This window comes from Enterovirga sp. GCM10030262 (genome assembly GCF_042666435.1).
Classification (GTDB): Bacteria; Pseudomonadota; Alphaproteobacteria; order Sphingomonadales; family Sphingomonadaceae; genus Allosphingosinicella.
In genome coordinates this window covers 113,088-137,244 of the sequence record NZ_JBHTDC010000001.1, presented here as the reverse complement: position 1 = coordinate 137,244, position 24,157 = coordinate 113,088, and the positions used below count along the sequence as shown (strand labels likewise).

Genomic DNA, 24,157 nt, shown 5'->3' with positions numbered 1-24,157 from the left:
CCGCGCGTTCCCGGGCGAAGGTGGGCAGGGGAGAGAAGATGACCGCCGACGATTATCGCGAGATGGCAGGCGTGGGGCGGCAAGGAGCGGGCCAATTAGCCAGCTCTTCATCACCGATTGAGCGGCGACGGATGGCGTCTCTTCACCGCGCTAGCAAAACGGGGCGCGTTTCAGCCCAGCGCTCCTTCGGCAGGCTCAGGACAGAGCTTTTTTCAGCAGCTCGTTCACCACCTGCGGGTTGGCCTTGCCGGCCATCGCCTTCATCGTCTGGCCGACGAAGAAGCCGAACAATTTGTCCTTGCCGCCGCGATAGTCGGCGACCTTGTCGGCGTTGGCGGCCATGACCTTGGCGATCACCGCTTCGATCGCGCCGGTGTCGCTGGTCTGCTTGAGGCCGCGCGCCTCTACGATTGCGGTGGGATCGTCGCCGGTCTCCAGCATGATCTCGAATACCTGCTTGGCCAAAGTGCCGGACAGAGTGCCGTCGGCGACGAGCGCCAGCAGCTGCGCGCCCTGCGACGGGCTGACGGGGCTGGTCGCGATATCCTTGCCGAGGCGGTTCAAGGCGCCGAACAGGTCGGACGTGACCCAGTTGGCCGCGGCCTTGGCGAGCTCCTCCTGCGGCCGCGCCTGTTTCAGCGCGCTCTCGGCGAGCAGGGCCTCGAACCAGCGGGCGGTGTCGGCTTCGGCGGTGAGGACGGCGGCATTGTAGGCGGAGAGGCCGAGTTCCTCCTCGTAGCGGCGGCGTTTGGCGTCGGGGAGTTCGGGGAGGCTGTGGCGGCATTCGTCGAGGAATTCCGGCGTCAGCTCCAGCGGCAGCAGGTCGGGATCGGGGAAATAGCGATAATCATGCGCGTCCTCCTTGGAGCGGAGCGACCGCGTCTCGCCCTTGTCCGGGTCAAATAAACGGGTTTCCTGGACGATAGTCCCGCCGCTCTCCAGCACGTCGACCTGGCGGTTCGCCTCATGCTCGATCGTCGCCATGATGAAGCGGACCGAATTGACGTTCTTGGTCTCGGTGCGGGTGCCGAACGGCTGGCCGGGCTTGCGGACGCTGACATTGACGTCGGCGCGCATCGAGCCCTGTTCCATATTGCCGTCGCACGAGCCGACATAGCGGAGAATGGATCGAAGCTTGCGGACGTAAGCGCCTGCTTCCTCGGGAGAACGCATGTCAGGCTTCGACACGATCTCCATCAGGGCGACGCCGCAGCGATTGAGGTCGACATAGGAGAAGCTGGGATGCTGGTCGTGCATCAGCTTGCCGGCGTCCTGCTCGATATGGATGCGCTCGACGCCGATCGTCCTTGTGGCGCCCTCGCCGGTTTCGATCGCGATCGAGCCCTCGCCGACAATCGGATGATAAAGCTGAGAAATCTGATAGCCCTGCGGCAGATCGGCGTAGAAATAATTCTTGCGGTCGAAGCGCGACCAGGCGTTGATCTCAGCCTCCAGCGCCATGCCGGTGCGGACCGCCTGGCGGACGCATTCGCCGTTGAGGACCGGCAGCATGCCCGGCATCGCCGCGTCGACCAGGCTGACCTGGGTGTTGGGCTCGGCGCCGAACTCGGTCGATGCGCCGGAGAAGAGCTTGGCGTTCGACGTGATCTGGGCGTGGACCTCCAGGCCGATCACGACCTCCCATTCGCCGGTGGCGCCGTGGATGCGGTAGGGGGACTCAGACATGGGAAACTCCGTTCGGGCTGAGCTTGTCGAAGCCCTGCCCTTCACTTTCTCGGAGCAATATCAAGGACAGCCCTTCGACAAGCTCAGGGCGAACGGTGTGGGGAATCTCGTAAGTCCTGCCGCTCACCACCAAGCCTCCGGCCGCGCCTTGAAGCCCGCGCGTTCCTCAAAAGCCAGTCCCGCATTCAGCAGGCCCTGCTCGTCGAGCGCCTTGCCGATGAGCTGGAGGCCGAGCGGCAGGCCCTGCGCGTCGAGGCCCGCCGGGACCGACATTGCGGGCAGGCCGGCGAGGCTGGCGGGGACGGCGAAGACGTCGTTCAGGTACATGGCCAGCGGGTCGTCCATCTTCTCGCCGAGGCCGAAGGCGGCGCTCGGCGTGGTCGGCGTGAGGAGCAGGTCGCATTCGGCCCAGACGCGCTCGAAATCGCGGGCGATGAGCGCCCTCACCTTCTGCGCCTGGTTGAAATAGGCGTCGTAGAAGCCGGCCGAGAGGACGTAGGTGCCGATCATGATGCGGCGCTTGACCTCGGGACCGAAGCCGGCGGCGCGGGTGGCTTCGTACATGGCGTCGAGGCTGCCGTTTTCGGGCGCGCGGCGCTGGCCGTAGCGCACCCCGTCGTAGCGGGCGAGGTTGGACGAGGCCTCGGCCGGAGCGATGATATAGTAGGTCGGCAGCGCGTAGCGGGTGTGGGGCAGAGAGACCTCGACGATCTCGGCGCCGGCGTCGCGCATCCAGGCGATGCCCTGCTCCCAGACCGCGTCGATCTCGGCCGGAACGCCGTCAATGCGATATTCCTTAGGGATGCCGATGCGACGCCCGCGTATGTCGCTGGAGAGGTTCGCCTCCCATTTCGGCACCGGCAAATCGAGCGAGGTCGAATCCTTCGGATCGAAGCCGCTCATCGCTTCCAGCATGATCGCGCAGTCGCGGACGTCGCGGGCCATCGGACCGGCCTGGTCGAGCGAGGAGGCGAAAGCGACCATGCCGTAGCGCGAGCAGCGGCCATAGGTCGGCTTGACGCCGGTGATGCCGACGAAGGCGGCGGGCTGTCGGATCGAGCCGCCGGTGTCGGTGCCGGTGACGCCGGGGGCGACGCGGGCGGCGACCGCGGCGGCCGAGCCCCCCGACGAGCCGCCGGGGGTCAGCGCCGCGTTGCCGCCATCGTTGCGGCGCCAGGGCGAAAGGACGTTGCCGAACGCGCTGGTCTCGTTGGACGAGCCCATCGCGAACTGGTCCATGTTGAGCTTGCCCAGCATCCCCGCGCCGGCGGCGAACAACTTGCCGCTGACGGTCGATTCATAGGCCGGCTCGAAGCCTTCGAGGATGCCGCTCGCGGCGGTGGTCTGGATGCCTTTGGTGGCGAACAGATCCTTGATCCCGAGCGGGACGCCGGAGAGCGGGCGGAGATTGCCGTGCTTGCGCTCGCGGTCGGCCTCCTCGGCGGCGGCGATGGCGTGGTCGGGCGTCTCGACGATGAAGGCGTTGAGGCCCTTGGCCTTGGTGACGGCCGAAATGAAGGCGTCGGCGACTTCGCGGGCGGAGAAGGTGCCTTCGCGCACGCCGTCGCGGATCGCCGCGACGCCGAGGTCGGTGAGATTGGCCATTACTCGATCACCTTGGGAACGGCGAAGAAGCCATGCTCGGCGACAGGAGCATTCTTCAGCACGTCAGCCTGCTTGCCGCCGTCGGTGACGATGTCGTCGCGCAGCCGAAGCGTGTTGGGGATGACGGCGGTCATCGGCTCGACGCCGGTGACGTCGACCTCGCGCAATTGCTCGATCCAGCCGAGTATATTGTTCAATTCGGGCACCAAGGCCTCGGCCTCGCCGTCGGTGACGGCGATGCGGGCGAGCCTGGCGATGCGGCGGACGGTGGCGGTGTCGACGGACATGGGAGCGGCCGCTAGCATCCGCGCAAGCGGGCTTCAAGCAAGGCTTGCATGAAGCGGCCGCTTGCTGTTGGGAGCGCGGCTGGTCGGTTCGGAGGATGTGGATGCTGGCGCGGCGTTTCTTGTGGGTGGTGGCGGGGCTGGTGATCCTGCTGCTCGCCGGGGCGCTCGCCTATCGCATCTTCCAGATGGACCTGATGAAGGCGGCCCTGATCCCGAATATAGCGTTCGAGGAGGCCCCGGCGCCGCCCGCCGCCGGCCCCACTTATGCCGATGCGGCTCTGTGGATCGCGCGACCCGACATTCCCGGCAACCCGGCGCTGTGGACGCCCGAGGGCTTCGCGCCGGCCGAGCAAGCGCGGGCCTCGGTGTTCTTCATCCACCCGACATCCTATCTCGAACGCTCGCAGTGGAACGCGCCGCTCGACCATGAGGAATCGCAGCAGCGGGCGCGGCTGTTCGTGCGGAGCCAGGCGAGCGCGTTCAACTCGGTCGGCGAAATCTGGGCGCCCAAATACCGGCAGGCGACGTTCGGCGCCTTCCTGACCACGCAGGCCGATGCCGAGAAGGCGCTCGACTTCGCCTATCGCGACGTGCTCGCCGCATTCGAGGCGTTCCTGGAGCAGGCGCCCGAGGATCGGCCGATCATCCTCGCCGCGCATAGCCAGGGCAGCCTTCATCTGACGCGATTGCTCCGGGAGCGGATCGCGGGCAGCCCCGTCGCGGAGCGGATCGCCGCCGCTTATGTCGTCGGCTGGCCGATCTCGACGACGGCGGACCTGGACGCGCTCGGGCTTCCCGCCTGCGAGACAAAGGCGCAAGCCGGCTGCATCCTCGCCTGGCAGAGCTTCGCCGAGCCGGCCGATCCAAGGATGGTGACCGACGTCTACGACGCCTCCGCCGCTCCGGACGGGGCAGCGCGCGCGGGATCGCCGATGCTGTGCGTCAACCCGCTGACCGGCAACCGGGGCGACGAGGCGGCCGCCGGCGCCAATCTCGGCACATTGGTCCCCAATGGCGACCTGACCGAGGCGGAGCTGGTGCCGGCGGCGGTGCCGGCGCGCTGCGACATACGCGGCTTCCTGCTCATCGGCGAAGAGGCGCCGGACCTCGGCGCCTACGTGCTGCCCGGCAATAATTACCACGTCTACGATTACGCCTTGTTCTGGGCGAACATACGCGCCGACGCCGAGGCGCGGCTGGAGAGCTTTCTCGGGGCCGTCTCATCCGCTCAGCTGTCACCCTGAACTTGTTTCAGGGTCCATGTCTCCGCCTCCCCTGCGGTGAGTAGTTGGATGCTGAAACAAGTTCAGCATGACGCTAGGGGGGTGAGATGACCACAGGGAGCATCCTCGCCTTTCGCGAAGCCTTGCCCATGGGCGGGCGGCTGATCGGGCTCGACGTCGGCACCAAGACGATCGGAATTGCCTTGTGCGATGCCGGCTGGACGATCGCCACCGCCGCCGAGCTCATCCGGCGGAGCAAGTTCGCGGCCGACCTCGAACGGCTGAAAAGCCGGATCGCCGCCCAGGACGCCAAGGGCATCGTCGTCGGCCTGCCGCTCAACCTCGACGGCAGCGAGAGCCCTCGCACCCAGTCGATCCGCGCCTTTGCCCGCAATCTGGAGCCGCTCGGCCTCCCCATCCTGCTGTGGGACGAGCGCTGGTCGACCCAGGCGGTCACCCGGACCCTGCTCGACGCCGACGCCAGCCGCGCCCGCCGCGCGGAGCTGGTCGACAAGATGGCGGCGGCGTACATATTGCAAGGCGCCATCGACGCGCTGACGCATCCGGACGCGCACAGCCTCGAATGACGGATGGTCGGCGCCGCGGCGATCGGCTATAGCGCGATTTAGGTGACCGACCGTGGGGACTGTCGAATGGCCTATTTCACCTTTACCGATGCATCGAGAGAGACATTCGTCGTCCGGCTGACCGATCCGGATCAGATCGCCCATGCGCGCGCGCTGCTCGCGGGCACCGAGACCGGCGACGCCAGGATCGGTGGCACGATCACCAAGGCGCCGGCGGACCATAATATCGGCTGGTCCTATCGGCTCGATCCCGACGACATTTTCTTTTTCGAAGTCTCCACGGAAGTCGGCGATTCGACGATGCGCTATATCGAGCGGCATCTGGCCGAGGTGGGCGGAGCGCTGCTGCCCGGGAATGTCTGGACCGGCTGGTCGTCGGAGCTCACGAGCGAACTCAAGGTCGACGCGGGCGGGGCCGGAATCGATGTCCTCAGAGGTTCGGCCCGGGCCGACCTGCTGCTCGGCAGAGGCGGGACCGATCTCCTCGCCGGGCGCGATGGCGACGACCATCTGGCGGCGGGCGCGGGGAGCGATGTGGCCCGGGGCGGCGCCGGCGACGACAAATTGGGCGGCGGCGCGGGCGACGATGTCCTGTTCGGTGGCGACGGACGGGATCTGCTCGTCGGTGACGGCGGCGACGACCGGCTGATCGGCGGCGGCGGAAACGATGTCTTCCAGATCGGCGCGCCCGGACGAAGCGGCCGCGAGGTCATCCTCGATTTCGACGGCGGCGAAGGCGCCGGAGACCGGATCCGGCTCGACTTGGCCTGGCTCCAGACGGTCGGCGACGTCACCGGCGACGGCCGGATCGACCGGGCGGATCTGGCGGCGGCATTCGTCGCGCGCGGCGACGACCTCGTGCTGCGCCACGACGCCGACACCGTGATCGTGCTCAAGGGGGCCGCCGCCGCCGAGGGACTCTATATCGACGATTTCCTGATCGGCTGAGCACGCTCTTGCCGGCGAGCCCGCCATTCCCGCGAAGAGAGAATGCCGATAGGCTGGCATAATGAGATCGATAGTGCTATAGTTGAATAACACACCAAGGGAGGGGATATGCGCTACCTGAAGGCTTCGGCCATTTTGCTTGCAACGTCCGGCCTGGCGCCGGTCGCCGCCGTTCCGGCATTCGCGCAGGAGGCGCAGGCGGAGCCGGTTCGCTATTCGGCCGAGGCGTTTTTCGATACGACCAGCTACATCATGGCGGCGCCCGCCGGCTACGGCTTCTCGGCCGACGGCAAGTCGATCCTGATCAGCAACGACAGCTCGGGCGTGTTCAACGCTTACACCCTTCCCGTCGCCGGCGGCGCGCCGGTCGCGGTCAGCCGCTCGCCCGACAATGCCACCTTCGCGGCGAGCTTCTTTCCCGCCGACGACCGCGTCCTCTACACCGCCGACAAGGGCGGCGACGAGCTCGACCACGTCTTCGTCCGCGAGGCCGACGGCAGCGTCCGGGACCTGACGCCGGGCGAGAAGGTCAAGGCCGACTTCCTGGGCTGGAGCGCCGACGGCAAGACCTTCTGGGTGACCAGCAACGAGCGCGACCCGGAGATGTTCGACATCTACGCCTATGATGCCGGCGATTATGCCCGGAAGATGATCTTCCAGAATGAAGGCTATAATATCGGCGCCATCTCCCGCGACGGCCGCCATGTCGCCCTCGTCAAGGAGCGGACCAGCGCCGACAACAACCTCCATCTCGTCGATCTCGCCGCGGCGTCACCCGAGCCGAAGCTGATCACCGAGCATCAGGGCAATATCAGTTACGGCGTCTACGACTTCACGCCGGACGGGCGCGCGCTCATCTACGCCACCAACGAGGCGGGCGAGTGGAACCAGGCCTGGACCTACGACATCGCCGGCGGAGCCAAGGCGCCGCTGATCGCGGCGGACTGGGACGTGATGTACGTCTCGCATTCGCCGTCGGGCCGCTATCGCGTGTCGGCGGTCAATGCCGACGCGTCGACCGCCCTAACCCTCCAAGATGCGAGCGGCAAGAAGGTGACGCTGACCGGCGTCCCCGAGGGCGACGTTGGCGGCGTCCGCTTCAACCGCGACGAGACGATGATCGCCTTCACGGTCGCGTCCGACACCTCGCCCAGCGACATTTTCGTCGCCGACCTCGCCACCGGCCAGGCGCGGCGCCTGACCAAGGCGCTGAGCTCGGCGATCGACGAAGCGCAGCTGGTCGAAGCGACGGTCGCCCGGTTCAAGAGCTATGACGGGCTGGAAGTGCCGGGCATCCTCTACCGTCCGCGCGAGGCGAGCGCCGCCAATCCGGTTCCCGCCCTCGTTTGGGTCCATGGCGGCCCGGGCGGACAAAGCCGCAAGGGCTATTCGGCGGCGATCCAGCACCTCGTCAACAATGGCTATGCGGTCTACGCCATCAACAATCGCGGCTCGTCCGGCTACGGCAAAACCTTCTTCCACCTCGACGACAAGCGCCACGGCGACGTCGATCTGAAGGATGTGGTCGCGTCCAAGGCCTATCTGCAAGGTCTCGACTGGGTCTCCGACGACCGGATCGGGATCATCGGCGGATCCTATGGCGGCTATATGGTCGCCGCCGCCTTGGCCTTCGAGCCCGAAGTGTTCGACGCGGGCGTCAACATCTTCGGCGTGACCAACTGGGTCCGCACCCTCGAGTCGATTCCGCCTTACTGGGCGGCGTTCCGCGAGTCGCTCTACGATGAGATGGGCGATCCCGAGACCGACGCCACGCGCCATCGGGCGATTTCCCCCCTCTTCCACGCCAAGAACATCGTGAAGCCGATGCTGGTCGTGCAGGGCGCCAACGACCCGCGCGTGCTCCAGGTGGAGAGCGACGAGATCGTGGCGGCGGTGAAGGCCAATAATGTGCCCGTGGACTATCTGCTCTTCCCCGATGAGGGCCACGGCTTTTTGAGGAAGCAGAACCGGATCGACGCGTCGGAGGCGTATCTGAAATTCCTCGATGCGCATCTGGCCCGCGACTGAGGATGCTTGAGGCGGGAAGGACGGGGCTTTAAGAGCCGGGCTTGATGTCCACGTCCTTCCCGCACCGCCACCTCCTCGGCATCGAGGGGCTATCCGCCGACGACATCCTTTTTCTGCTCGACGAGGCCGAGCAGTGGGTCGAGTATAACCGGCGGCCGCGCCGGCAGGACGATCGGCTCGCCGGCCTCACCCAGGTCAATATCTTCTTCGAGAATTCGACCCGCACCCTCATCTCGTTCGAGATCGCGGGCAAGAGGCTGGGCGCGCAGGTCGTCAACATGCAAGTCGCGCAGTCGAGCGTGAGGAAAGGCGAGAGCCTGATCGACACGGCGCGCACCCTCAACGCCATGCGCCCCGACATCCTCGTCGTCAGGCACGAAAGCCAGGGCGCGCCGCGCCAGGTCGCCGAGGTCGTCGATTGCCCGGTCATCAACGCCGGCGACGGCCGCGGCGAGCATCCGACCCAGGCTTTGCTCGACGCGCTCACCATCCGGCGGCGCAAGGGGCGGATCGAGGGCCTGAAAATAGCCATCTGCGGAGACATAAGGCACAGCCGGGTCGCGGGATCGAACCTGCGCTTGCTGCCCGCGCTCGGCGCCGAAGTGCGGGTGGTCGGACCGCGATCTTTGCTCCCCGATGAATTGCCGGAAGGCGTGGCTGCCTTCACCGACATGGACGAAGCAATCGCGGGCGTCGACGTGGTGATGATGCTGCGCATCCAGCGCGAGCGGATGGAGGAGGCGCTGGCCCGCTCGCTGGGCAATTATCACAGTCTCTATGGCCTCACGCACGCCCGGCTCCGGCACGCGGCGCCGGAAGCGATCGTCCTTCATCCCGGGCCGATGAACAGGGGCGTGGAGATAGACGGCGACCTGGCCGACGACGCCACGCGGTCGGCGATCCTCGACCAGGTCGAGCTCGGAGTCGCCGTGCGGATGGCCTGCCTCGACGTGCTGACGCGGCCGGGGCGGAGCTGAAGCGCGATTAGCGGCGGCGGCCCTTGGCCTGGCCGCCGCCCTCGCGAGGGATCAGCGAGATTGAATCAGGCGGTGCGCGCGTAACGCGACGCCCAGCGCACCGGCGCATCGCCTGCGGTCTCGCGCACGAAGCAGGCGCCGCCCTTGGCGCGGATGCTGCCGCACAGGCTCACCGCTTCCGTTCGTGTATCGAAGCCGGACACGGAGAGGCGATGGAACTTGCCCCTGCCGGGGATCGTCACCGTGGTACTCAGGGGCACGCGCTCGGTAGCGCCCGGATAGGCCTTCATGGCTTGGACCCAGGCGCGCTCGACATTGGCGGCGGTGCTGAACGCGCCGATCTGGACGACGAAACGGCTGGGCGTGGCGCCGAGCGCCGCCCTCACCTCTTCCATCCGCTCCGACCGGCCGGCGATGCGCGGCTTCTTGGCGGGAACGAAGGCGGATACCGGAGCCTCGACGACCGGCGCGGAAGCGAGGATCACCGCCGGCTGGGCTTCAATCAGGGTCTGCACGGCCTCGGCATAATGGGTCTCCGGCATGGCGACCGGTTCGGGGTCGGAAATGACGGCGTGTTCGGGCTCGGGCGGTGCGGCGAACGCCAAGTCCGCCGGCGCGGATTCGATGGGCTGCTCGATCTCGACCGCCGCTTGCGCGAAGCCGATCGAATCGGGCTCGGGAGCGAGCGCGAGGCGAACGGGCTGGCCGGCATCCTCGACCGGAGTCACGCCGAGCAGGCTCGCGACCTGCGTCCAGCTCGCCTCCGGCCGGGCGAACGCCGCCCATTGCTCCATCCGCTCGCTGATGAGCGCCGGCGAGACGTCCTGCGCCGCCGTGGTGCGGGCCTTCAGCCAGTCGCCGGCGAGCGCATAAGCGAGCGCCAGATTCTGGCGGACGCGGCCGTCGGCGTCGGGCGCGCGGGCGGCGGGCTCGAGCAGATCGATCGCGCGCTGGGGCTGGCCGGCGAGCGCGAAGGCGAGGCCGACATCGCCGGGCGCGGCGGTCTCGGCCAAGGCGTCGAGCCGGGCGGTCGCGGCATAGGTCCTGCCCAGCGCGATCTCTGTCAGCACCAGGTTGAGCGAGGCGCGCACATTGCCCGGATTGAGCGCCAGCACGTCCTTAAAGCTGGTCTCGGCCGATACGAACCGGCCGTTCCTGAGATAGAGGTCGGCGAGCAGCATGCGATAACCGACGTCCCGGGGCGACAGCTCGACCGCCTGCTCGGTGAAGGCGAGCGCGTCGGTGAGCTTGCCCAGCCGCAATGCGTCCTCGGCCGAGGCGAAATGCTTGGCCGCCTCCACGTCGGCGCGCGGAGCCGAGGCCGACAAAGTCGCCGGCCGATACATCTCGGCCGACGGCTTGCAGCCGACCATGGTGATGCCGATCACCAATGTCGAGGCTGCGAGCTTCACTGCCATATTGTTGTTCATCTTGGTCACTCCGCTTGTCAGCGCCGCTTCCCGAGCTTGGCCGGCACCTGTTGGGCCAGCGCGTCGAGTTCGGGCAGCGCATCGAGGAAATCGTCGAGGGCTTCGGATACGATCTGCTGGGCCGAGCGGTGCGTGACCGCGCAGGCGAGCCGGAGCCGCAAATGGCGCTCGGCGTCGAGCCGGAGGGTGAAGGCCGCCTTGGCCTTGCTTCCGGCGCTTTCGCGCGGCCGCGCAGGGAGGGTCACGACGTCCGCCGGCTTGCGCGCCTGCGGCTTGCGCATCGGCACCTGAACTTCCTGCTCTTCGGTCTCGTCGACCTCGTCGGCGGCGAAGCTGGCTTCGATGGCGCGCTGCTGCTCGACGACGGGCGGCGGCGGCAGGTCCGCGCCATCGGCGGCGTCGGGGTCGTCGGACGCCCTGGGCGCCGGCGTCAGCGCCGATATCTTGCTCGGCACCCGCTCGGGCAGCTCGTCCTGATAGTCATGAGCCGGCGCCGGCGGCGCATAGCCCATGTCGTTCCAGCCGAGATCCTCGACCCCCATGCCCATCTGGCCGAAGCCCTGGGGACGCATGGCCGGCTTGGCCGCGCCCTTGCGCGCGAGCAGGCCGGACGACAGCGAGGCGAAGGGCTTGGGTTCGCTCATCAGACCGCCCCCCATCCTACTGGCCCACCACGCGGCGGCCGAAGCCGGCCGCGGGGCGCGGCACCGCGTGCGCAGCGATCCCGCCCGGGGCGGAAAAGACGGTGCGGCGGAAATTCTTTTCGAGCCGGTCGGAGATATATTCCCACAGCTCGCGTACCTCGGCGGCCGACTTGCCCTTGGGATCGACCTCCATCACGGTGCGGCCGTCGATCATCGAGGCGGCAAAATCGGTGCGGTGGTGGAGCGTGATCGGAGCGACGGTGCCGTGCTGCGACAAGGCGACGGCGGCTTCATAGGTGATCTTGGCTTTGGGCGTGGCGCCGTTGACGACGAAGATGAGCGGCTTGCCGGCGCGCTCGCACAGATCGACCGTGGCGCCGACGGCGCGCAAATCGTGCGGGCTGGGGCGGGTCGGGATGACGACCAGTTCGGCGACCTGGATGACGCTCTGAATTGCCATCGTAATGGCCGGCGGCGTGTCGATGACGGCGAGGCGGAAGCCCTGCTGCCTCAGCACCTCGAGATCGGCGCCGAGGCGCGCGACCGTGGTCTGGGCGAAAGCGGGCATGTCGGATTCGCGCTCGTTCCACCAGTCGGCGAGCGAACCCTGCGGATCGATGTCGATCAGGCAAACCGGGCCGTATCCGGCAAGCTGCGCCTGCACGGCCAGATGGCCGGACAGGGTGGTTTTGCCCGATCCACCTTTTTGAGACGACAGTGCCAAAACGCGCATGATTTCCCCTCGGATCGCGGTCCTTCGGCAAAGAGGATTGCACCTTGTGCTGCTAAAATCTGGTTAACATCGACGGCCCGAAAGCGCGGCCGTGGCGAAGCCGCTGAATTTAATGTAAAGAACGCCTTAAGGGTTTCGGCGCTAGGCAGCCGCGCCTGTCTGAAGTCATCCTGGGGGAGGTTCTCGATGCGTTTTTCCGGTCGGCACATGCTCGTCGCGGCGCTGATTTCCGGCATCGGCGCGGTTCCCGCCGCCGCCGACGTCAAGGCGGGAGTCGATGCGTGGGAGGCCCGCGATTATGCCGGCGCCGTCAGGGAATGGCGGCCGCTCGCCGACAGAGGCGACGCCGACGCGCAGTTCAACATGGGCCAGGCCTACAAGCTCGGCCGCGGCGTCCCGTCCGATCTCAGGATCGCGCAGAGCTGGTACGAAAAAGCGGCGCAGCAGGGCCACCATCAGGCGCAGGCCAATCTCGGCCTCATCCTCTTCCAGGAAGGCCAGCGCGCCAAGGCTTTGCCGTGGATCAGGCTCGCCTCGGACAGCGGCGACGCGCGCGCCCAATATGTCCTGGGCACCTCCCTGTTCAACGGCGACCTGGTCGCCAAGGACTGGCCGCGCGCTTATGCGCTGATGACGCGCGCGGCGGCGGCGGGCCTGCCCCAGGCCGCCGACAGCCTGTCGCAGATGGACAAGTTCATTCCGCTCGCCGAGCGGCAGAAGGGCGTGGCGCTCGCGCGGCAAATGGCGACGGGGGCGCCCGCGGCGGCGGCTTCCAGGCCAGCCACGCCGGCGGCAAAGCCGGGGCGGGTCGCCGGGGCCGCCGTGGCCGCCGCCAAGCGCGCCGCTCCGGCAGCGAAGCCGGCGGCCCCTGTCCCGTCGGGCCGCTGGCGGGTCCAGCTCGGCGCTTATGGCAGCGCCGAGGCGGCGCGCGGCCAATGGGCGGCGCTCAGCCGGAAGATCGGCGCCTTATCGGGGCTACAGCCTACTTACGAACAGGCCGGAAAGTTCACCCGTCTGCGGGTCGGCCCGCTCGCCGATCGCGCCGCCGCCGACCGGCTATGCGCATCGGCCAAGGCCGCGGGGCAAGGCTGCTTCACCGTCGCGCCTTAACGGTTTTTTCGTTACCGGCCGTTTAGCCTTGCTTCGGGGCGCGTATCGCCCCGGGGGCATGTTCGATGGCGGCAAGACGGAAATATGTGAGCGTGTCGGCGATGGCGTCGCGGTGGCGGCGGCGGCCGATGTGCGTGCTAATCGCCGATTTGCCGACGCCGGCGGCGCTGCGCGACGTCTCCGCGACCGGCGCTTTCCTCGAAACCAACGCCCGGCCGCCGCTCGGCGCCGGCGTCGAGCTCCACCATCCCGAAGCCGGCGCGATCGCCGGCATCGTCCGCTCCTTCGCCGACGACGGCATCGCCATCGGCTTCGATTGCGGCGAACATTCGGTCGCCTTCGCGCTGGCCGCGATCACCGCCGACATGAGCAGCCCGGCCGCCTAGCTTTCCCACTCGTTCCGCGCATAACCCTGCGCGAACAGCAAGGCGCTAAGGTCGCCATGGTCGATCCGCGCGTCGGCCGCCGCGGCCACTTTGGGCTTGGCATGATAAGCGATTCCGAGCCCGGCCGCCTCCAGCATCGGGATGTCGTTGGCGCCATCGCCGATCGCGATCACGTCGGAAAGCTTCACGCCCTGGGACGCCGCCGCGTAGACCAGCGCGTCGCGCTTGGCCTTCGCGCCGACGATCGGCTCGGCGACGCCGCTCAGCCGGCCCTGCTCGAAAAGCAGAGCGTTCGAGACCGCCCGGTCGAAGCCGATCGCGCCCGCGACCCGGTCTGCGAAGCGCGAGAAACCACCCGAGACGAGCAGGCAATAGCCGCCCTCGCGCCGCATCGTCCGGACCAGCGCCTCCGCGCCCGGCGTGATGCGCACCCGCTCCTCGTGGCAGCGATCGACCGCCGCTTCGTCGAGCCCTTTGAGCAACGCGACGCGCTCGCGCAGCGCCGTCTCGAAATCCAGCTCGCCGCGCATCGCCCGCTCGGTTACCGCCGCGACTTCCGCCTTCAGCCCCGCATAATCGGCGAGTTCGTCGATGCATTCGACCGTGATCATCGTCGAATCCATGTCGGCGACGAGAAGGCGCTTGCGCCGCCCCGCTTCGCCCTGGACGACGAGATCGGCGCCCGGAACAAGCCCTTGCAGGGCCTCGCGGGCGGTGGCGGGATCAGCGGAGAAGAGCAGGTCGCAGGCCACGTCCTCCTCGATCCAGCTGCGGCCCATCGCCTCGATGCCGCGGGCGCGCAATGCGTCTTCGGCGGCGGAAATATCGCCGCTCGAAATCCGCTCGGCTGCTATCAGGGTGGCGATGAACATCGAATCCTCTTCGCCGCCGGGGCCGGACAAGACAAGGGTCGCGCTTATCGCGGGGCCGACCGCCAGCGGCAAGTCCGCTCTCGCCCTCGCGCTGGCAGAGCGGCACCATGGCGTCGTGATCAACGCCGACAGCGCCCAGGTCTATCGCGACCTGCATATCGTCTCGGCGCGGCCGACCAAGGAAGAGGAAGCGCGGACACCGCACCGCCTCTACGGCTATCGCGACGGAGCGGAGCCGTTTTCCGCGGCGGTCTGGGGGGCAGACGCCAAGGCGGCGATCCGCGCGGCTCGCGACGCCGGGCGCCTGCCGATCCTGGTAGGGGGAACGGGCCTTTATTTGCGGATCCTGCTCGACGGCATCGCGCCGGTTCCGCCGATCGATCCGGACATACGCGCGGCGGTGCGGGCCTTGCCGGTGGCGGAGGCTTATGAGGCGCTTCGATCCGAGGATCGGGCGGCGGCGGAGAAGCTGCGGCCGAGCGACACGACCCGCGTCGCCCGCGCGCTGGAGGTGGTGCGTTCGACGGGACGGCCGCTGGGCGACTGGCAGAAGGAGAAGGTCGGCGGCATCGCGAACGAGGTTTGTCTCGCGCCGCTCGTCCTGCTGCCGCCGCGCGACTGGCTGGTTGAGCGCTGCGACCGCCGCTTCGAGTCGATGATGAGCGAAGGAGGGCTGGCCGAGGTACGCGCCCTCCTCACCCGCGAACTCGACCCCGCTTTGCCGGTGATGCGGGCGATCGGCGTGCCCGAAATCGCCGCCTTCCTCGCGGGGCGGGTCACGCGCGAGGAGGCGCTCGCCGCCGGACGCATCGCCACCCGCCAATATGCCAAGCGCCAATATACCTGGTTCTCGCGCCAACCTCCGGCCGACTGGCCCCGCTTCACGGCGCCGCTCGATTGCGAAGGGATGGCGAATGCCCTAGCCGAACTCGACGCCATGACGAGGATCTGATGCAGGTTTATTTCGACGCCGACGCCGACCCGGACCTGGTCCGGAGCAAGCGGATCGCCGTGCTCGGCTACGGCAATCAGGGCCGGCCGCAGGCGCTGAACCTGCGCGACAGCGGAGTCTCCCAAATGCGGATCGCCCTCCGCGACGGCTCCCCCAGCGCTGGGCGCGCCGGCGCGGACGGCTTTGACGTCATGACGCCGGCCGAGGCTGCCCGATGGGCCGACATCCTCGTTATGCTGTTCCCGGACGAGGAGCAGGCGCGCGTCTATCGCGACGAACTGGCGCCGCATATGAAGCCAGGCGCCGCCCTCGTCTTCGCGCACGGCCTCGCCATCCATTTCGGCCTGGTCGAGCCGCGCGCCGATCTCGACGTCGTCCTGGCCGCGCCCAAGGGGCCGGGCACGGCGCTGCGCGACGAATATCTGCAAGGGGGCGGCCTCCTCTCCCTGTTCGCGGTCCACCAGGACGCCACCGGCTCGGCGCGCGCCCTCGCTTTCTCCTACACGGCCGCGCTCGGCAGCGGCCGGGTCGGTATGCTGGAGACCAGCTTCGCCGAGGAATGCGAGGCCGATCTGTTCAACGAGCAGGCCGTCCTGTGGGGCGCGATACCCGAGCTGATCCACGCCGGCTTCGAGACATTGGTCGAGGCGGGCTTTTCCCCGGAAGTCGCCTATCTCGAATGCCTTACCGAATTGAAGCTCATAGCCGATCTCATCTACCAGCGCGGCATCGCCGGCATGCGCTGGACGATCTCAAACACCGCCGAATTCGGCGCGCTGAAGGGCGGCGACCGCATCATCACCGCCGACACCCGCACCGAGATGCGCCGCATATTGCGCGAAGTGAAGAATGGCAGCTTCGTCAAGGATTTGATCGCCGATGCTGAGAGCGGATATCCGCTCCTGAAGACTTCGCGGGCCAAGGCGGCGGCGCATCCGATCGAAGCTGTCGGGGCAAGGCTGCGCGCTCTCAAATCCTAGCCACGGGCGCCTCGATCGTCATGCGAGGAGCGAAGCGACGAAGCAATCCAGAAGGGCGCCGGCGCTTTTGTGGATTGCTTCGCTGCGCTAGCAATGACGGAGCCGCTTCGATCCTTCCACGCCGCTTCACTTCCGCCCGAACAATTTCTCGATGTCGCCGTGGCCGAGCTTCACCCAGGTCGGCCGGCCGTGGTTGCATTGGCCCGAATAAGGGGTGACCTCCATCTCGCGGAGCAAAGCGTTCATTTCGGCTACCGACAGCAGCCGTCCGGCCCGCACCGATCCGTGGCAAGCCATGGTCGCGGCGAGGTGGTCGAGGCGTTCCTTCAAGGACAGCGCCTCGTCATAGGCGGCGAGCTCGTCGGCGAGGTCGGTGACGAGGCCCTTGATGTCGCCCTGGCCGAGCAAAGCGGGGGTGGCGCGGACCAGCATGGCGCGAGGGCCGAAGCGCTCCAGTTCCAGGCCCATCTCCGCAAGCTCCGCGGCGCGGGCTTCGAGGCGGTCGCAGGCGGGTTCGTCCAGCTCGATCACTTCGGGAAGGAGCAGGGCCTGGCGGGCGACTCCGCCATTGGCCATCGCCTTGCGCATCCGTTCGAGCACGAGGCGCTCGTGGGCGGCGTGCTGATCGACAAGGACAAGCCCATCCTCGGCCTCGGCGACGATATAGGTGGCGGCGACCTGGCCGCGGGCGACGCCCAGGGGGAAAGCGGTGGCTTCGGGCGGCGCGTCGACGGCGGCTTCGGCGCGGGCCTGGGGCGGAGGGGAATAGCCTTGGTGGCGGTCCCAGACCGAGCCCTGCGTCACCCCGGCGAAATTGGAAAGATCGCTCTGCGCGAATGGTCGGAAGAAGGAAGCGGGATTCCCGCTTTCGCGGGAATGACGAAGTGGGTCGGCGGACGTCGTCCAATTGCCCAGCGCCGCCGCGCTCGAGCGCTGGGCGCTGCGGTGGCCGGCCGCGTCCAGCGCGTGGCGGAGGCCGCCGACGATCAGGCCGCGGATATTGCCGGGATCGCGGAAGCGGACCTCGGTCTTGGCCGGGTGGACGTTGACGTCGACCTCGTCGCCGGGAAGCTCGATGAACAAAGCCAGGATCGGGTGGCGGTCGCGGGCGAGCAAATCCTGATAGGCGGCGCGGACGGCGCCGATCAGCAGCCGGTCCTTCACCGGCCGGCCGTTGACGAACAGGAATTGATGGTCGGCGACGCCGCGATTGAAGGTGGGCAGACCCGCCACGCCGCCGAGACGGGCGCCGCCACGTTCGTAATCGATGCCGACATTGTTCTCAGCCAGGCCTCGGTCGGTGAGCCCGGCGACGCGCGCGGGCCGGTCCTCTCCGGGCTGAACCGACAGCGCGCGGCGACCGTCATGGTCGAGGCTGAAGCCGATATCGGGCCGGGCCATGGCGAGCCGCTTCACGACGTCGAGGCAGGCGGCATATTCGGAGCGGGGCGAGCGCAGGAACTTGCGACGGGCGGGCACCCTGGCGAACAGATCCTCGACGGTGATACGCGTGCCGGGCGGAAGCGCCGCCGGCCCCTCCCCGTCCAGCCTTCCGTTGTCGACAGTACGCGCCCAGCCGTCCGCTCCCCTTATCCGGCTCTCGATCCGCAGTCGCGCGACGCTGGCGATGGACGGCAGCGCCTCGCCGCGAAACCCCAGGGTCACGACCTGTTCGATCGCGTCGTCGGGCAGCTTGGAGGTGGCGTGGCGCTCCAGGGCGAGAGCCATGTCGGCGGGGCTCATGCCGCAGCCGTCGTCCGCCACTTCGATTCTGTCGATGCCGCCCCCGGCCAGGGTCACGGCGATCCGCGAAGCGCCCGCGTCGACCGCGTTTTCCACCAATTCCTTCAACGCACTGGCTGGTCTTTCGACCACTTCACCGGCGGCGATGCGATTGACGAGATGTTCAGGAAGGCGACGTATTGACATGGGGGATGCTCTAGACCAATCGGCGCGCTCCCGCGAGGCGTTAACTGTTTTGTGGACGCGGCGCGCGGGGGCACCCTATAGAGACGACACTGGCGGAACCGGCCCCGGCCCGGCGCCGCGCCTGCGAGGAAGCGAGAACCCGTCCCAATGTCCTTATTCCGTTTTCTGAAGTTCCCGTCGCACGACATGGCGATCGATCTCGGCACCGCCAATACCGTCGTCTATGTCCGCGGCCGCGGCGTGGTCCTCAATGAACCGTCGGTGGTCGCGATCGAGACGATCAACGGCGTCAAAAAGGTCAAGGCGGTCGGCGAGGACGCCAAGATGATGATGGGCAAGACTCCGGATCAGATCGAAGCGATTCGTCCGCTTCGCGACGGCGTCATCGCCGACATCGACGTCGCCGAGCAGATGATCAAGCATTTCATCCAGAAGGTCCATGGCAAGCGCCGCTTCCCGCGCTGGCCGGAGATCGTGATCTGCGTGCCCTCGGGTTCGACCTCGGTCGAGCGCCGCGCGATCCGCGACGCAGCCTCAAATGCCGGTGCATCCCAGGTCTGGCTGATCGAGGAGCCGATGGCGGCCGCGATCGGCGCCGACATGCCGGTCACCGAGCCGATCGGATCTATGGTGGTCGACATCGGCGGCGGCACCACCGAGGTGGCGGTTCTCTCGCTCCGTGGCCTCGCCTACACCACCTCGGTGCGCGTCGGCGGCGACAAGATGGACGAGGCGATTTCCTCTTACGTCCGCCGCAACCACAACCTCCTGATCGGGGAAGCGACCGCCGAGCGGATCAAGCAGCAGGTCGGCATCGCCAAGCCGCCGGCCGACGGCGACGGCCTCACTGTCCACATCAAGGGCCGCGACCTCGTCAACGGGGTGCCTAAGGAAATCACCATCAACCAGCGCCAGATCGCCGAGGCGCTCGCCGAACCGGTCGGCACGATCGTCGAGGGCGTCCGCATCGCGCTGGAAAATACCGCGCCCGAGCTTGCCGCCGACATCGTCGACCAGGGCATCGTCATGACCGGCGGCGGCGCCCTGCTCCAGGGCCTCGATGAAGTGCTCCGCGACGAAACCGGGCTGCCGGTCACGGTCGCCGACGATCCCCTGACCTGCGTCGCGCTGGGCACCGGCAGGGCGCTGGAGGAAGAGATCTTCCGCGGCGTCCTGACCACGGCCTGATCGGGGCCGGGAGCAGCTCATGGCGCCGCCTTCGTCTCGGCGCCCCGGATTTTCCCGTCGGGCGCAATATGGACTGTTCCTCGGCTATGTCGCGGCGGTCGGCGGGGTGTTGCTCGCGATCCTGCTGCTGGTCGTCGCCATCGCCGACCCCAAGGGTTTCAACGCGCTGCGCGGGGTGGCGCTCGACATCACAACGCCGATCAGCGCCGGCGGGCGCGGCGTCGTGCGCGGTGTCGCCGACGGCATCGACGGGATCGGCGGCTATTTCCGCGCCGCGGGCCAGAATTCGGAGTTGAAGCGCGAGCTCGAACAGCTCCATCCGCGGCTCGTCGAGGCGCGCGCCATCGAATATGAGAATGACCGCCTCAAGCGGCTGCTCGCGCTGTCACGCGAGATGAGCGATGAGGTAGCGATCGCGCGCATCGTCACCTCGACGTTCGATTCCAGCCGCCGGCTGGCCACGCTCGACGTCGGCAGCGGCGACGGCATCCGCATCGGGCAGCCGGTGCGCGCGCCCGAGGGCCTGATCGGGCGCATCGTCGAGAGCGGCGTTTATGCCTCGCGCGTTTTGCTCATCACCGATGGCGCCAACAACGTGCCCGTCCGGCTCGCGCGCGACGGCACCCCCGCGATGGCGACGGGCCGCGGCGACGGCACGATCGACCTCAAGCCGCTGGAACTCGGCGAAAATCCGTTCCGGCGCGGCGACATCCTCGTCACGTCGGGCGTCGGCGGCATCTACGCGCCCGGTGTCCCCGTGGCGATGGTCGTTTCGGTCAAGCGCGACGAGACGCTGGCGCGCCCGCTCGCCGACCCGGCCAGCATCGATTTCGCGATGGTCCAGAACATCTACATGCCGGCGGCGCGCGACCCGGCGGCGACCCTGCCCGCCCAGCCGCCTTTGCCGGCCTCGGCGTCGGCGGCGAGACCGTGAGCCGCATCGCCCTCACCTCCGGCGACATGCTCGCCAAGACCCTCCGGCGCCGCTACGTGCCGGTCGCCTCCACGGTCGCGGCCTGCCTGCTGGCGCTGCTGCCGATCGTCGCCAGCTCGCCCATCGTCCCCGATTTCGCTTTCCTGGTGCTGATCGCCTGGCGGCTGCTCAGGCCCGAAATGTGGTCGGTGCTGATCGCCATCCCGCTCGGCCTGTTCAACGATCTGGTGGGCGGCCATCCGCTCGGCCAGTCGGTCGCCTTGTGGACGATCGCCTTCCTCGCCTTCGACGTGCTCGACAGCCGGATGCTGTTCCGCGACTATTGGATGGACTGGTTCTTCGCCTCGCTCGCCGTAATCCTTTATACGTTCGGCGCCTGGTTCATCGCCCAGCTGATGGGAAGCGAGACCGCTTTTTCGGTGATGGTGCCGCAGCTCGTCGCGTCCATCCTCGCCTTCCCGCTGGTCGCGCATATCGTGCTGGCGCTCGACAGGTGGCGCTTGTCGCGATGAGACGCCGAATCCCTCTCGTCACCGAAAATTCCCAGGGCCACAGCTTCACGCGGCGGGCGCTGGTGCTGGGCGCGATGCAGGGCGGTGTCGCGGCGCTGATCGCCGGACGCATGGCCTATTTGTCGATCGCCGAGAACGAACGCTACAAATTGCTTTCCGAGAGCAACCGCTTCCAGCTCGTGCTGGTGCCGCCGAGGCGCGGGTGGATCGTCGACCGCCATGGTCAGCCGATCGCGATCAACCGCAGCGACTATCGGATCGACCTCATTCCGGACCAGCTCAAGGAGTCGGATCGCGTGATCGCCGAGCTCACCCGCCTGCTCGCCCTCTCCGCCGACGACGTCGAGCGGATCCGCACCGATCTCAGCCGAGCGGCGGGCTATCAGCCCGTGCCGGTCGCGGAGAATCTCGACTTCGACAAATATGCGGCGGTGACTTTGCGCCTGCCCGAAATGCCCGGCGTGGCGCCGCTCAGGAGCTTCAGCCGCTTCTATCCGGACGGCGCCGCGGTCGGCCAATTGGTCGGCTATGTCGGCACCGCCAACAAGGAAGAATATGAAGCCACGGGCAAGGATCCGCTGCTCATCACACCTGGTTTCAAGATCGGCAAGGACGGTCTTGAAAAGACGATGGAAAAGAGGCTGCGCGGCAAGCCCGGCGCCAAGCGGCTCGAAGTCACCGCGCGCGGCCGGCTGGTGCGCGAGCTCGCCACCGTTCCGGACACCAGCGGCGGCACCTTGCCGCTGGCGATCGACGCCGGCCTCCAGACCTATGCCGCGCGCCGGCTCGGCACGGAATCGGGCTCGGTGATCGTGCTCGACTGTCACACCGGCGACATCCTCGCCATGTCGTCGATGCCGTCCTTCGATCCCAATAGCTTTTCCGACGGGATCAGCCGCAACGAATGGGGCATGCTGTCCGACGACGAGCGGCGCCCCTTGGTCAACAAGTCGCTCAGCGCGCTCTACCCGCCCGGCTCGACGATCAAGCCGATGGGAGCGATGGCGCTGCTCGGCGCGGGCATCGATCCGGAGGAAACGGTCAGCTGCCCCGGCGGCTACCAGCTCGGCAACCGCTTCTTCCGCTGCCTCGGCCGCCACGGCCCGATGAATATGCATCGTGCGATCGCCAAGAGCTGCAACACCTATTTCTACGCGATGGGCCATCGGGTCGGCTACGATGTGATCGCGGTGATGGCGCGCCGGCTCGGCCTGGGCGAGAAATATGATCTGCCGGTCGTGTCGCAAAGCTACGGCACGGTACCGGACAGCGCCTGGAAGGAGCGCAAGTACAAGCAGAATCCGCGGCTTATCGAGCGGCCGGACTGGACCCAGTCGGATACGCTCAACGCATCGATCGGCCAGGGCTATCTGCTCGTCAACCCGCTCCAGCTGGCGGTGATGGCCGCGCGCATCGCCTCGGGCAAGAATGTCAGTCCGCGGCTGCTCGCGACCCGCCAAGGCGCCGTGCCGCATCTCGACATGCCGCCCGAGCATTTCGAGATCGTTCGCAAGGGCATGTGGGAGGTCGTGAACGGCAACGGCACCGCCGGCCGCAGCCGGCTGCCGCTGGAGGGCATCGAAATGGGCGGCAAGACCGGCACGGCGCAGGTGCGCCGCATCTCCGCCGGCCAGCGCGGCCAGGGCGGCGACTGGAAATATCGCGACCACGGCCTGTTCGTCTGCTTCGCCCCGACCTCAAACCCGCGCTACGCGGCTTCGGTGGTGATCGAGCATGGCATGGGCGGGTCGCGCGCGGCGGCGCCGGTCGCCAAGGACGTGCTCACCTATCTCTACGACAAGCCCAAGGCGATGGAAGCGCTGACGGCGCTGGAGGAGAGCTGGGGCGGCACCATCGCCGAGCGCATGGAGCGCAACGGCCGGCTCTGGCTCGCGGCCAAGCAGGGCAAGACGCCCGCCGAAGCGGAGGCCGGCCCGGCCGAGGGCAGCGAATGAGCATCGAATCGCTGGTTCCGGCCCAGATTGCCCGGCTGCCCTGGAGCCTGCTCTTCATCATCATCGCGATCGGCGGATTCGGCGGGATGTCGCTTTATTCGGCCGCCGGAGGGTCATTTCTGCCCTGGGCGCTTCCTCACGCGATCCGCTTCTCGACCTTGCTCGCGATGGCCGTGACCCTGTCCTACTTCAAGCCCCAGTTCTTCAGGGACTTCTCCTATCTGGCCTATGGCCTGCTGATCGTGCTGCTGATCGTCGTCGAAGTGATCGGCGCGGTCCGCGGCGGCGCGCAAAGCTGGCTGGACCTGGGTATCATCCAGCTACAGCCTTCGGAACTGATGAAACCCGTCATCGTGCTGGTCATCGCCGGTTTCTATGCCGGCCTCCCCGCCGGCGAGATCCGCAAATGGAACGCCATCTGGCCGCCGGCGCTGCTCACCCTCATTCCCAGCGTGATGATCCTCCTTCAGCCGGACCTCGGCACCACGATGCTGCTCGGCTTTTCGGCCCTCACCGTCATGTTCCTCGCCGGGCTGCCGCTGCGGTTGTTCGTCGGCGGCGCCATGGCGTTCGCGGCGGCCATTCCGGTCGCCTACAGCTTCATGATGCCGCACCAGCAGGAACGGGTGCTGATCTTCCTAAGCCCCGAGGACGATCCCTTGGGCGCCGGCTATCACATCACCCAGTCGAAGATCGCGATCGGATCGGGCGGCCTCTTCGGCAAGGGCTTCCTCAACGGCACCCAGAGCCACCTCCATTATCTGCCCGAGCAGCATACCGATTTCATCTTCCCGGCGATGGTCGAGGAATGGGGGCTGGCCGGCGGCCTGTTCCTGATCCTGTGCTTTGCCTTGATGTTCCGCTGGGGCATGGCGGTAGCGCTCGAGACGAAGGGCCGCTTCGAGCGGCTGACGGCGGCCGGCCTCACCATGACCATCTTTTTCTATTTCGCGATCAACCTGCTGATGGTGATGGGCCTGGCGCCGGTGGTGGGCATCCCCCTGCCCCTCTTCTCCTACGGCGGATCGGCGATGCTGACCGTGATGATCTGCCTCGGCATGCTGATGTCGATCGACCGCGACAACCGCAAGGACAAGACGCGCGGCTGATTTTGCGCCATTGCATCGCCGCCCGGCCCATGCTAGCGGGCACGCCGCGCCGGGGAACGATCCTTCCCCGCGGCGCATTGCC

Annotated in this window: 22 protein-coding genes; 14 read left to right on the top strand and 8 right to left on the bottom strand. The window is 67.7% G+C overall.

Features of this window, described 5'->3' with window-relative positions; translation table 11 throughout:
* Positions 1 to 195: 195 nt before the first annotated feature.
* From gatB to gatC, 3 genes are all read right to left on the bottom strand, one after another.
* Positions 196 to 1,686: an Asp-tRNA(Asn)/Glu-tRNA(Gln) amidotransferase subunit GatB gene (gatB, locus tag ACFQRC_RS00645; protein WP_379956693.1), complete on the bottom strand. Its 1,491-nt coding sequence runs from the start codon at positions 1,684 to 1,686 to the stop codon at positions 196 to 198.
* A 123-nt stretch (positions 1,687 to 1,809) separates the two neighbouring features.
* A complete protein-coding gene (gene gatA / locus ACFQRC_RS00640) occupies positions 1,810 to 3,291 on the bottom strand; it encodes an Asp-tRNA(Asn)/Glu-tRNA(Gln) amidotransferase subunit GatA (protein ID WP_379956691.1) in 1,482 nt (493 codons plus the stop codon).
* Positions 3,291 to 3,578: an Asp-tRNA(Asn)/Glu-tRNA(Gln) amidotransferase subunit GatC gene (gene gatC, locus ACFQRC_RS00635; RefSeq protein ID WP_379956689.1), complete on the bottom strand. Its 288-nt coding sequence runs from the start codon at positions 3,576 to 3,578 to the stop codon at positions 3,291 to 3,293. The genes gatA and gatC overlap by 1 nt, the downstream gene beginning before the upstream one ends.
* Positions 3,579 to 3,679: 101 nt before the next feature.
* On the opposite strand from gatC, the gene ACFQRC_RS00630 reads away from it, so the two are divergent.
* The 5 genes from ACFQRC_RS00630 to ACFQRC_RS00610 all read left to right on the top strand — a co-directional run bounded on the left by ACFQRC_RS00630 (position 3,680) and on the right by ACFQRC_RS00610 (position 9,341).
* Positions 3,680 to 4,822: a DUF3089 domain-containing protein gene (locus ACFQRC_RS00630; protein WP_379956687.1), complete on the top strand. Its 1,143-nt coding sequence runs from the start codon at positions 3,680 to 3,682 to the stop codon at positions 4,820 to 4,822.
* Between the two features lie 86 nt (positions 4,823 to 4,908).
* A complete protein-coding gene (ruvX, locus tag ACFQRC_RS00625; protein WP_379956685.1) occupies positions 4,909 to 5,388 on the top strand; it encodes a Holliday junction resolvase RuvX in 480 nt (159 codons plus the stop codon).
* Positions 5,389 to 5,454: 66 nt separating this feature from the next.
* Positions 5,455 to 6,336, top strand: a complete 882-nt coding sequence (locus tag ACFQRC_RS00620) for a calcium-binding protein (RefSeq protein WP_379956683.1) — start codon at positions 5,455 to 5,457, stop codon at positions 6,334 to 6,336.
* 108 nt (positions 6,337 to 6,444) lie between these two features.
* On the top strand, positions 6,445 to 8,364 hold the full coding sequence (locus ACFQRC_RS00615; RefSeq protein WP_379956681.1) for a S9 family peptidase: 1,920 nt from the start codon (positions 6,445 to 6,447) through the stop codon (positions 8,362 to 8,364).
* A 44-nt stretch (positions 8,365 to 8,408) separates the two neighbouring features.
* Positions 8,409 to 9,341: an aspartate carbamoyltransferase catalytic subunit gene (locus ACFQRC_RS00610; RefSeq protein ID WP_379956679.1), complete on the top strand. Its 933-nt coding sequence runs from the start codon at positions 8,409 to 8,411 to the stop codon at positions 9,339 to 9,341.
* A 65-nt stretch (positions 9,342 to 9,406) separates the two neighbouring features.
* On the opposite strand, the gene ACFQRC_RS00605 is transcribed toward ACFQRC_RS00610, so the two are convergent.
* From ACFQRC_RS00605 to ACFQRC_RS00595, 3 genes are read right to left on the bottom strand one after another with little or no spacing between them, the layout of a single operon-like run.
* Positions 9,407 to 10,771 (bottom strand): tetratricopeptide repeat protein, encoded by a 1,365-nt coding sequence (locus ACFQRC_RS00605; RefSeq protein ID WP_379956677.1) that lies wholly within the window; start codon positions 10,769 to 10,771, stop codon positions 9,407 to 9,409.
* A 17-nt stretch (positions 10,772 to 10,788) separates the two neighbouring features.
* A complete protein-coding gene (locus tag ACFQRC_RS00600) occupies positions 10,789 to 11,415 on the bottom strand; it encodes a hypothetical protein (protein WP_379956675.1) in 627 nt (208 codons plus the stop codon).
* 16 nt (positions 11,416 to 11,431) lie between these two features.
* Positions 11,432 to 12,148, bottom strand: a complete 717-nt coding sequence (locus ACFQRC_RS00595) for an AAA family ATPase (RefSeq protein WP_379956673.1) — start codon at positions 12,146 to 12,148, stop codon at positions 11,432 to 11,434.
* Positions 12,149 to 12,334: 186 nt separating this feature from the next.
* Between ACFQRC_RS00595 and ACFQRC_RS00590 the strand changes: the two genes are divergently transcribed.
* Both ACFQRC_RS00590 and ACFQRC_RS00585 read left to right on the top strand, forming a co-directional pair.
* Entirely contained in the window at positions 12,335 to 13,258 is a 924-nt protein-coding gene (locus tag ACFQRC_RS00590; protein WP_379956672.1) for an SPOR domain-containing protein, read from the top strand.
* 65 nt (positions 13,259 to 13,323) lie between these two features.
* Positions 13,324 to 13,644, top strand: a complete 321-nt coding sequence (locus tag ACFQRC_RS00585; protein ID WP_379956671.1) for a hypothetical protein — start codon at positions 13,324 to 13,326, stop codon at positions 13,642 to 13,644.
* Here ACFQRC_RS00585 and serB read toward each other — a convergent pair.
* A complete protein-coding gene (gene serB / locus ACFQRC_RS00580; protein ID WP_379956670.1) occupies positions 13,641 to 14,516 on the bottom strand; it encodes a phosphoserine phosphatase SerB in 876 nt (291 codons plus the stop codon). The genes ACFQRC_RS00585 and serB overlap by 4 nt on opposite strands.
* On the opposite strand from serB, the gene miaA reads away from it, so the two are divergent.
* Positions 14,509 to 15,468: a tRNA (adenosine(37)-N6)-dimethylallyltransferase MiaA gene (gene miaA / locus ACFQRC_RS00575; RefSeq protein WP_379956669.1), complete on the top strand. Its 960-nt coding sequence runs from the start codon at positions 14,509 to 14,511 to the stop codon at positions 15,466 to 15,468. The genes serB and miaA overlap by 8 nt on opposite strands.
* Positions 15,468 to 16,448 (top strand): ketol-acid reductoisomerase, encoded by a 981-nt coding sequence (ilvC, locus tag ACFQRC_RS00570; RefSeq protein WP_379956667.1) that lies wholly within the window; start codon positions 15,468 to 15,470, stop codon positions 16,446 to 16,448. The genes miaA and ilvC overlap by 1 nt, the downstream gene beginning before the upstream one ends.
* Before the next feature lie 126 nt (positions 16,449 to 16,574).
* Here ilvC and mutL read toward each other — a convergent pair whose 3' ends face one another.
* Positions 16,575 to 18,377, bottom strand: coding sequence for a DNA mismatch repair endonuclease MutL (mutL, locus tag ACFQRC_RS00565; RefSeq protein WP_379956665.1), 1,803 nt, complete (start codon positions 18,375 to 18,377; stop codon positions 16,575 to 16,577).
* Positions 18,378 to 18,524: 147 nt separating this feature from the next.
* Here mutL and ACFQRC_RS00560 point away from each other — a divergent pair, with 147 nt between their 5' ends.
* Genes ACFQRC_RS00560 through rodA form a run of 5 tightly spaced genes read left to right on the top strand, consistent with a single transcriptional unit; the run spans position 18,525 to position 24,075 of the window.
* The gene (locus tag ACFQRC_RS00560) at positions 18,525 to 19,565 is read left to right on the top strand and encodes a rod shape-determining protein (RefSeq protein WP_379956663.1); all 1,041 of its coding nucleotides are present in this window, start codon (positions 18,525 to 18,527) and stop codon (positions 19,563 to 19,565) included.
* A 19-nt stretch (positions 19,566 to 19,584) separates the two neighbouring features.
* Positions 19,585 to 20,499, top strand: a complete 915-nt coding sequence (gene mreC, locus ACFQRC_RS00555) for a rod shape-determining protein MreC (protein ID WP_379956661.1) — start codon at positions 19,585 to 19,587, stop codon at positions 20,497 to 20,499.
* A complete protein-coding gene (gene mreD, locus ACFQRC_RS00550) occupies positions 20,496 to 21,011 on the top strand; it encodes a rod shape-determining protein MreD (protein WP_379956659.1) in 516 nt (171 codons plus the stop codon). The genes mreC and mreD overlap by 4 nt, the downstream gene beginning before the upstream one ends.
* Positions 21,008 to 22,966, top strand: coding sequence for a penicillin-binding protein 2 (gene mrdA / locus ACFQRC_RS00545; RefSeq protein WP_379956657.1), 1,959 nt, complete (start codon positions 21,008 to 21,010; stop codon positions 22,964 to 22,966). Before mreD ends, mrdA begins: the two co-directional genes overlap by 4 nt.
* The gene (gene rodA, locus ACFQRC_RS00540) at positions 22,963 to 24,075 is read left to right on the top strand and encodes a rod shape-determining protein RodA (protein ID WP_379956655.1); all 1,113 of its coding nucleotides are present in this window, start codon (positions 22,963 to 22,965) and stop codon (positions 24,073 to 24,075) included. Before mrdA ends, rodA begins: the two co-directional genes overlap by 4 nt.
* The last annotated feature ends 82 nt before the right edge of the window (positions 24,076 to 24,157 follow it).

Excerpts from the sequence above, each read along its gene's own strand:
- gatB (WP_379956693.1), bottom strand. The coding sequence starts at position 1,686 with ATGTCTGAGTCCCCCTACCGCATCCACGGCGCCACCGGCGAATGGGAG.
- gatA (WP_379956691.1), bottom strand. The coding sequence starts at position 3,291 with ATGGCCAATCTCACCGACCTCGGCGTCGCGGCGATCCGCGACGGCGTG.
- gatC (WP_379956689.1), bottom strand. The coding sequence starts at position 3,578 with ATGTCCGTCGACACCGCCACCGTCCGCCGCATCGCCAGGCTCGCCCGC.
- ACFQRC_RS00630 (WP_379956687.1), top strand. The coding sequence starts at position 3,680 with ATGCTGGCGCGGCGTTTCTTGTGGGTGGTGGCGGGGCTGGTGATCCTG.
- ruvX (WP_379956685.1), top strand. The coding sequence starts at position 4,909 with ATGACCACAGGGAGCATCCTCGCCTTTCGCGAAGCCTTGCCCATGGGC.
- ACFQRC_RS00620 (WP_379956683.1), top strand. The coding sequence starts at position 5,455 with ATGGCCTATTTCACCTTTACCGATGCATCGAGAGAGACATTCGTCGTC.
- ACFQRC_RS00615 (WP_379956681.1), top strand. The coding sequence starts at position 6,445 with ATGCGCTACCTGAAGGCTTCGGCCATTTTGCTTGCAACGTCCGGCCTG.
- ACFQRC_RS00610 (WP_379956679.1), top strand. The coding sequence starts at position 8,409 with ATGTCCACGTCCTTCCCGCACCGCCACCTCCTCGGCATCGAGGGGCTA.
- ACFQRC_RS00605 (WP_379956677.1), bottom strand. The coding sequence starts at position 10,771 with ATGAACAACAATATGGCAGTGAAGCTCGCAGCCTCGACATTGGTGATC.
- ACFQRC_RS00600 (WP_379956675.1), bottom strand. The coding sequence starts at position 11,415 with ATGAGCGAACCCAAGCCCTTCGCCTCGCTGTCGTCCGGCCTGCTCGCG.
- ACFQRC_RS00595 (WP_379956673.1), bottom strand. The coding sequence starts at position 12,148 with ATGCGCGTTTTGGCACTGTCGTCTCAAAAAGGTGGATCGGGCAAAACC.
- ACFQRC_RS00590 (WP_379956672.1), top strand. The coding sequence starts at position 12,335 with ATGCGTTTTTCCGGTCGGCACATGCTCGTCGCGGCGCTGATTTCCGGC.
- ACFQRC_RS00585 (WP_379956671.1), top strand. The coding sequence starts at position 13,324 with ATGGCGGCAAGACGGAAATATGTGAGCGTGTCGGCGATGGCGTCGCGG.
- miaA (WP_379956669.1), top strand. The coding sequence starts at position 14,509 with ATGAACATCGAATCCTCTTCGCCGCCGGGGCCGGACAAGACAAGGGTC.
- serB (WP_379956670.1), bottom strand. The coding sequence starts at position 14,516 with ATGTTCATCGCCACCCTGATAGCAGCCGAGCGGATTTCGAGCGGCGAT.
- ilvC (WP_379956667.1), top strand. The coding sequence starts at position 15,468 with ATGCAGGTTTATTTCGACGCCGACGCCGACCCGGACCTGGTCCGGAGC.
- mutL (WP_379956665.1), bottom strand. The coding sequence starts at position 18,377 with ATGTCAATACGTCGCCTTCCTGAACATCTCGTCAATCGCATCGCCGCC.
- ACFQRC_RS00560 (WP_379956663.1), top strand. The coding sequence starts at position 18,525 with ATGTCCTTATTCCGTTTTCTGAAGTTCCCGTCGCACGACATGGCGATC.
- mreC (WP_379956661.1), top strand. The coding sequence starts at position 19,585 with ATGGCGCCGCCTTCGTCTCGGCGCCCCGGATTTTCCCGTCGGGCGCAA.
- mrdA (WP_379956657.1), top strand. The coding sequence starts at position 21,008 with ATGAGACGCCGAATCCCTCTCGTCACCGAAAATTCCCAGGGCCACAGC.
- rodA (WP_379956655.1), top strand. The coding sequence starts at position 22,963 with ATGAGCATCGAATCGCTGGTTCCGGCCCAGATTGCCCGGCTGCCCTGG.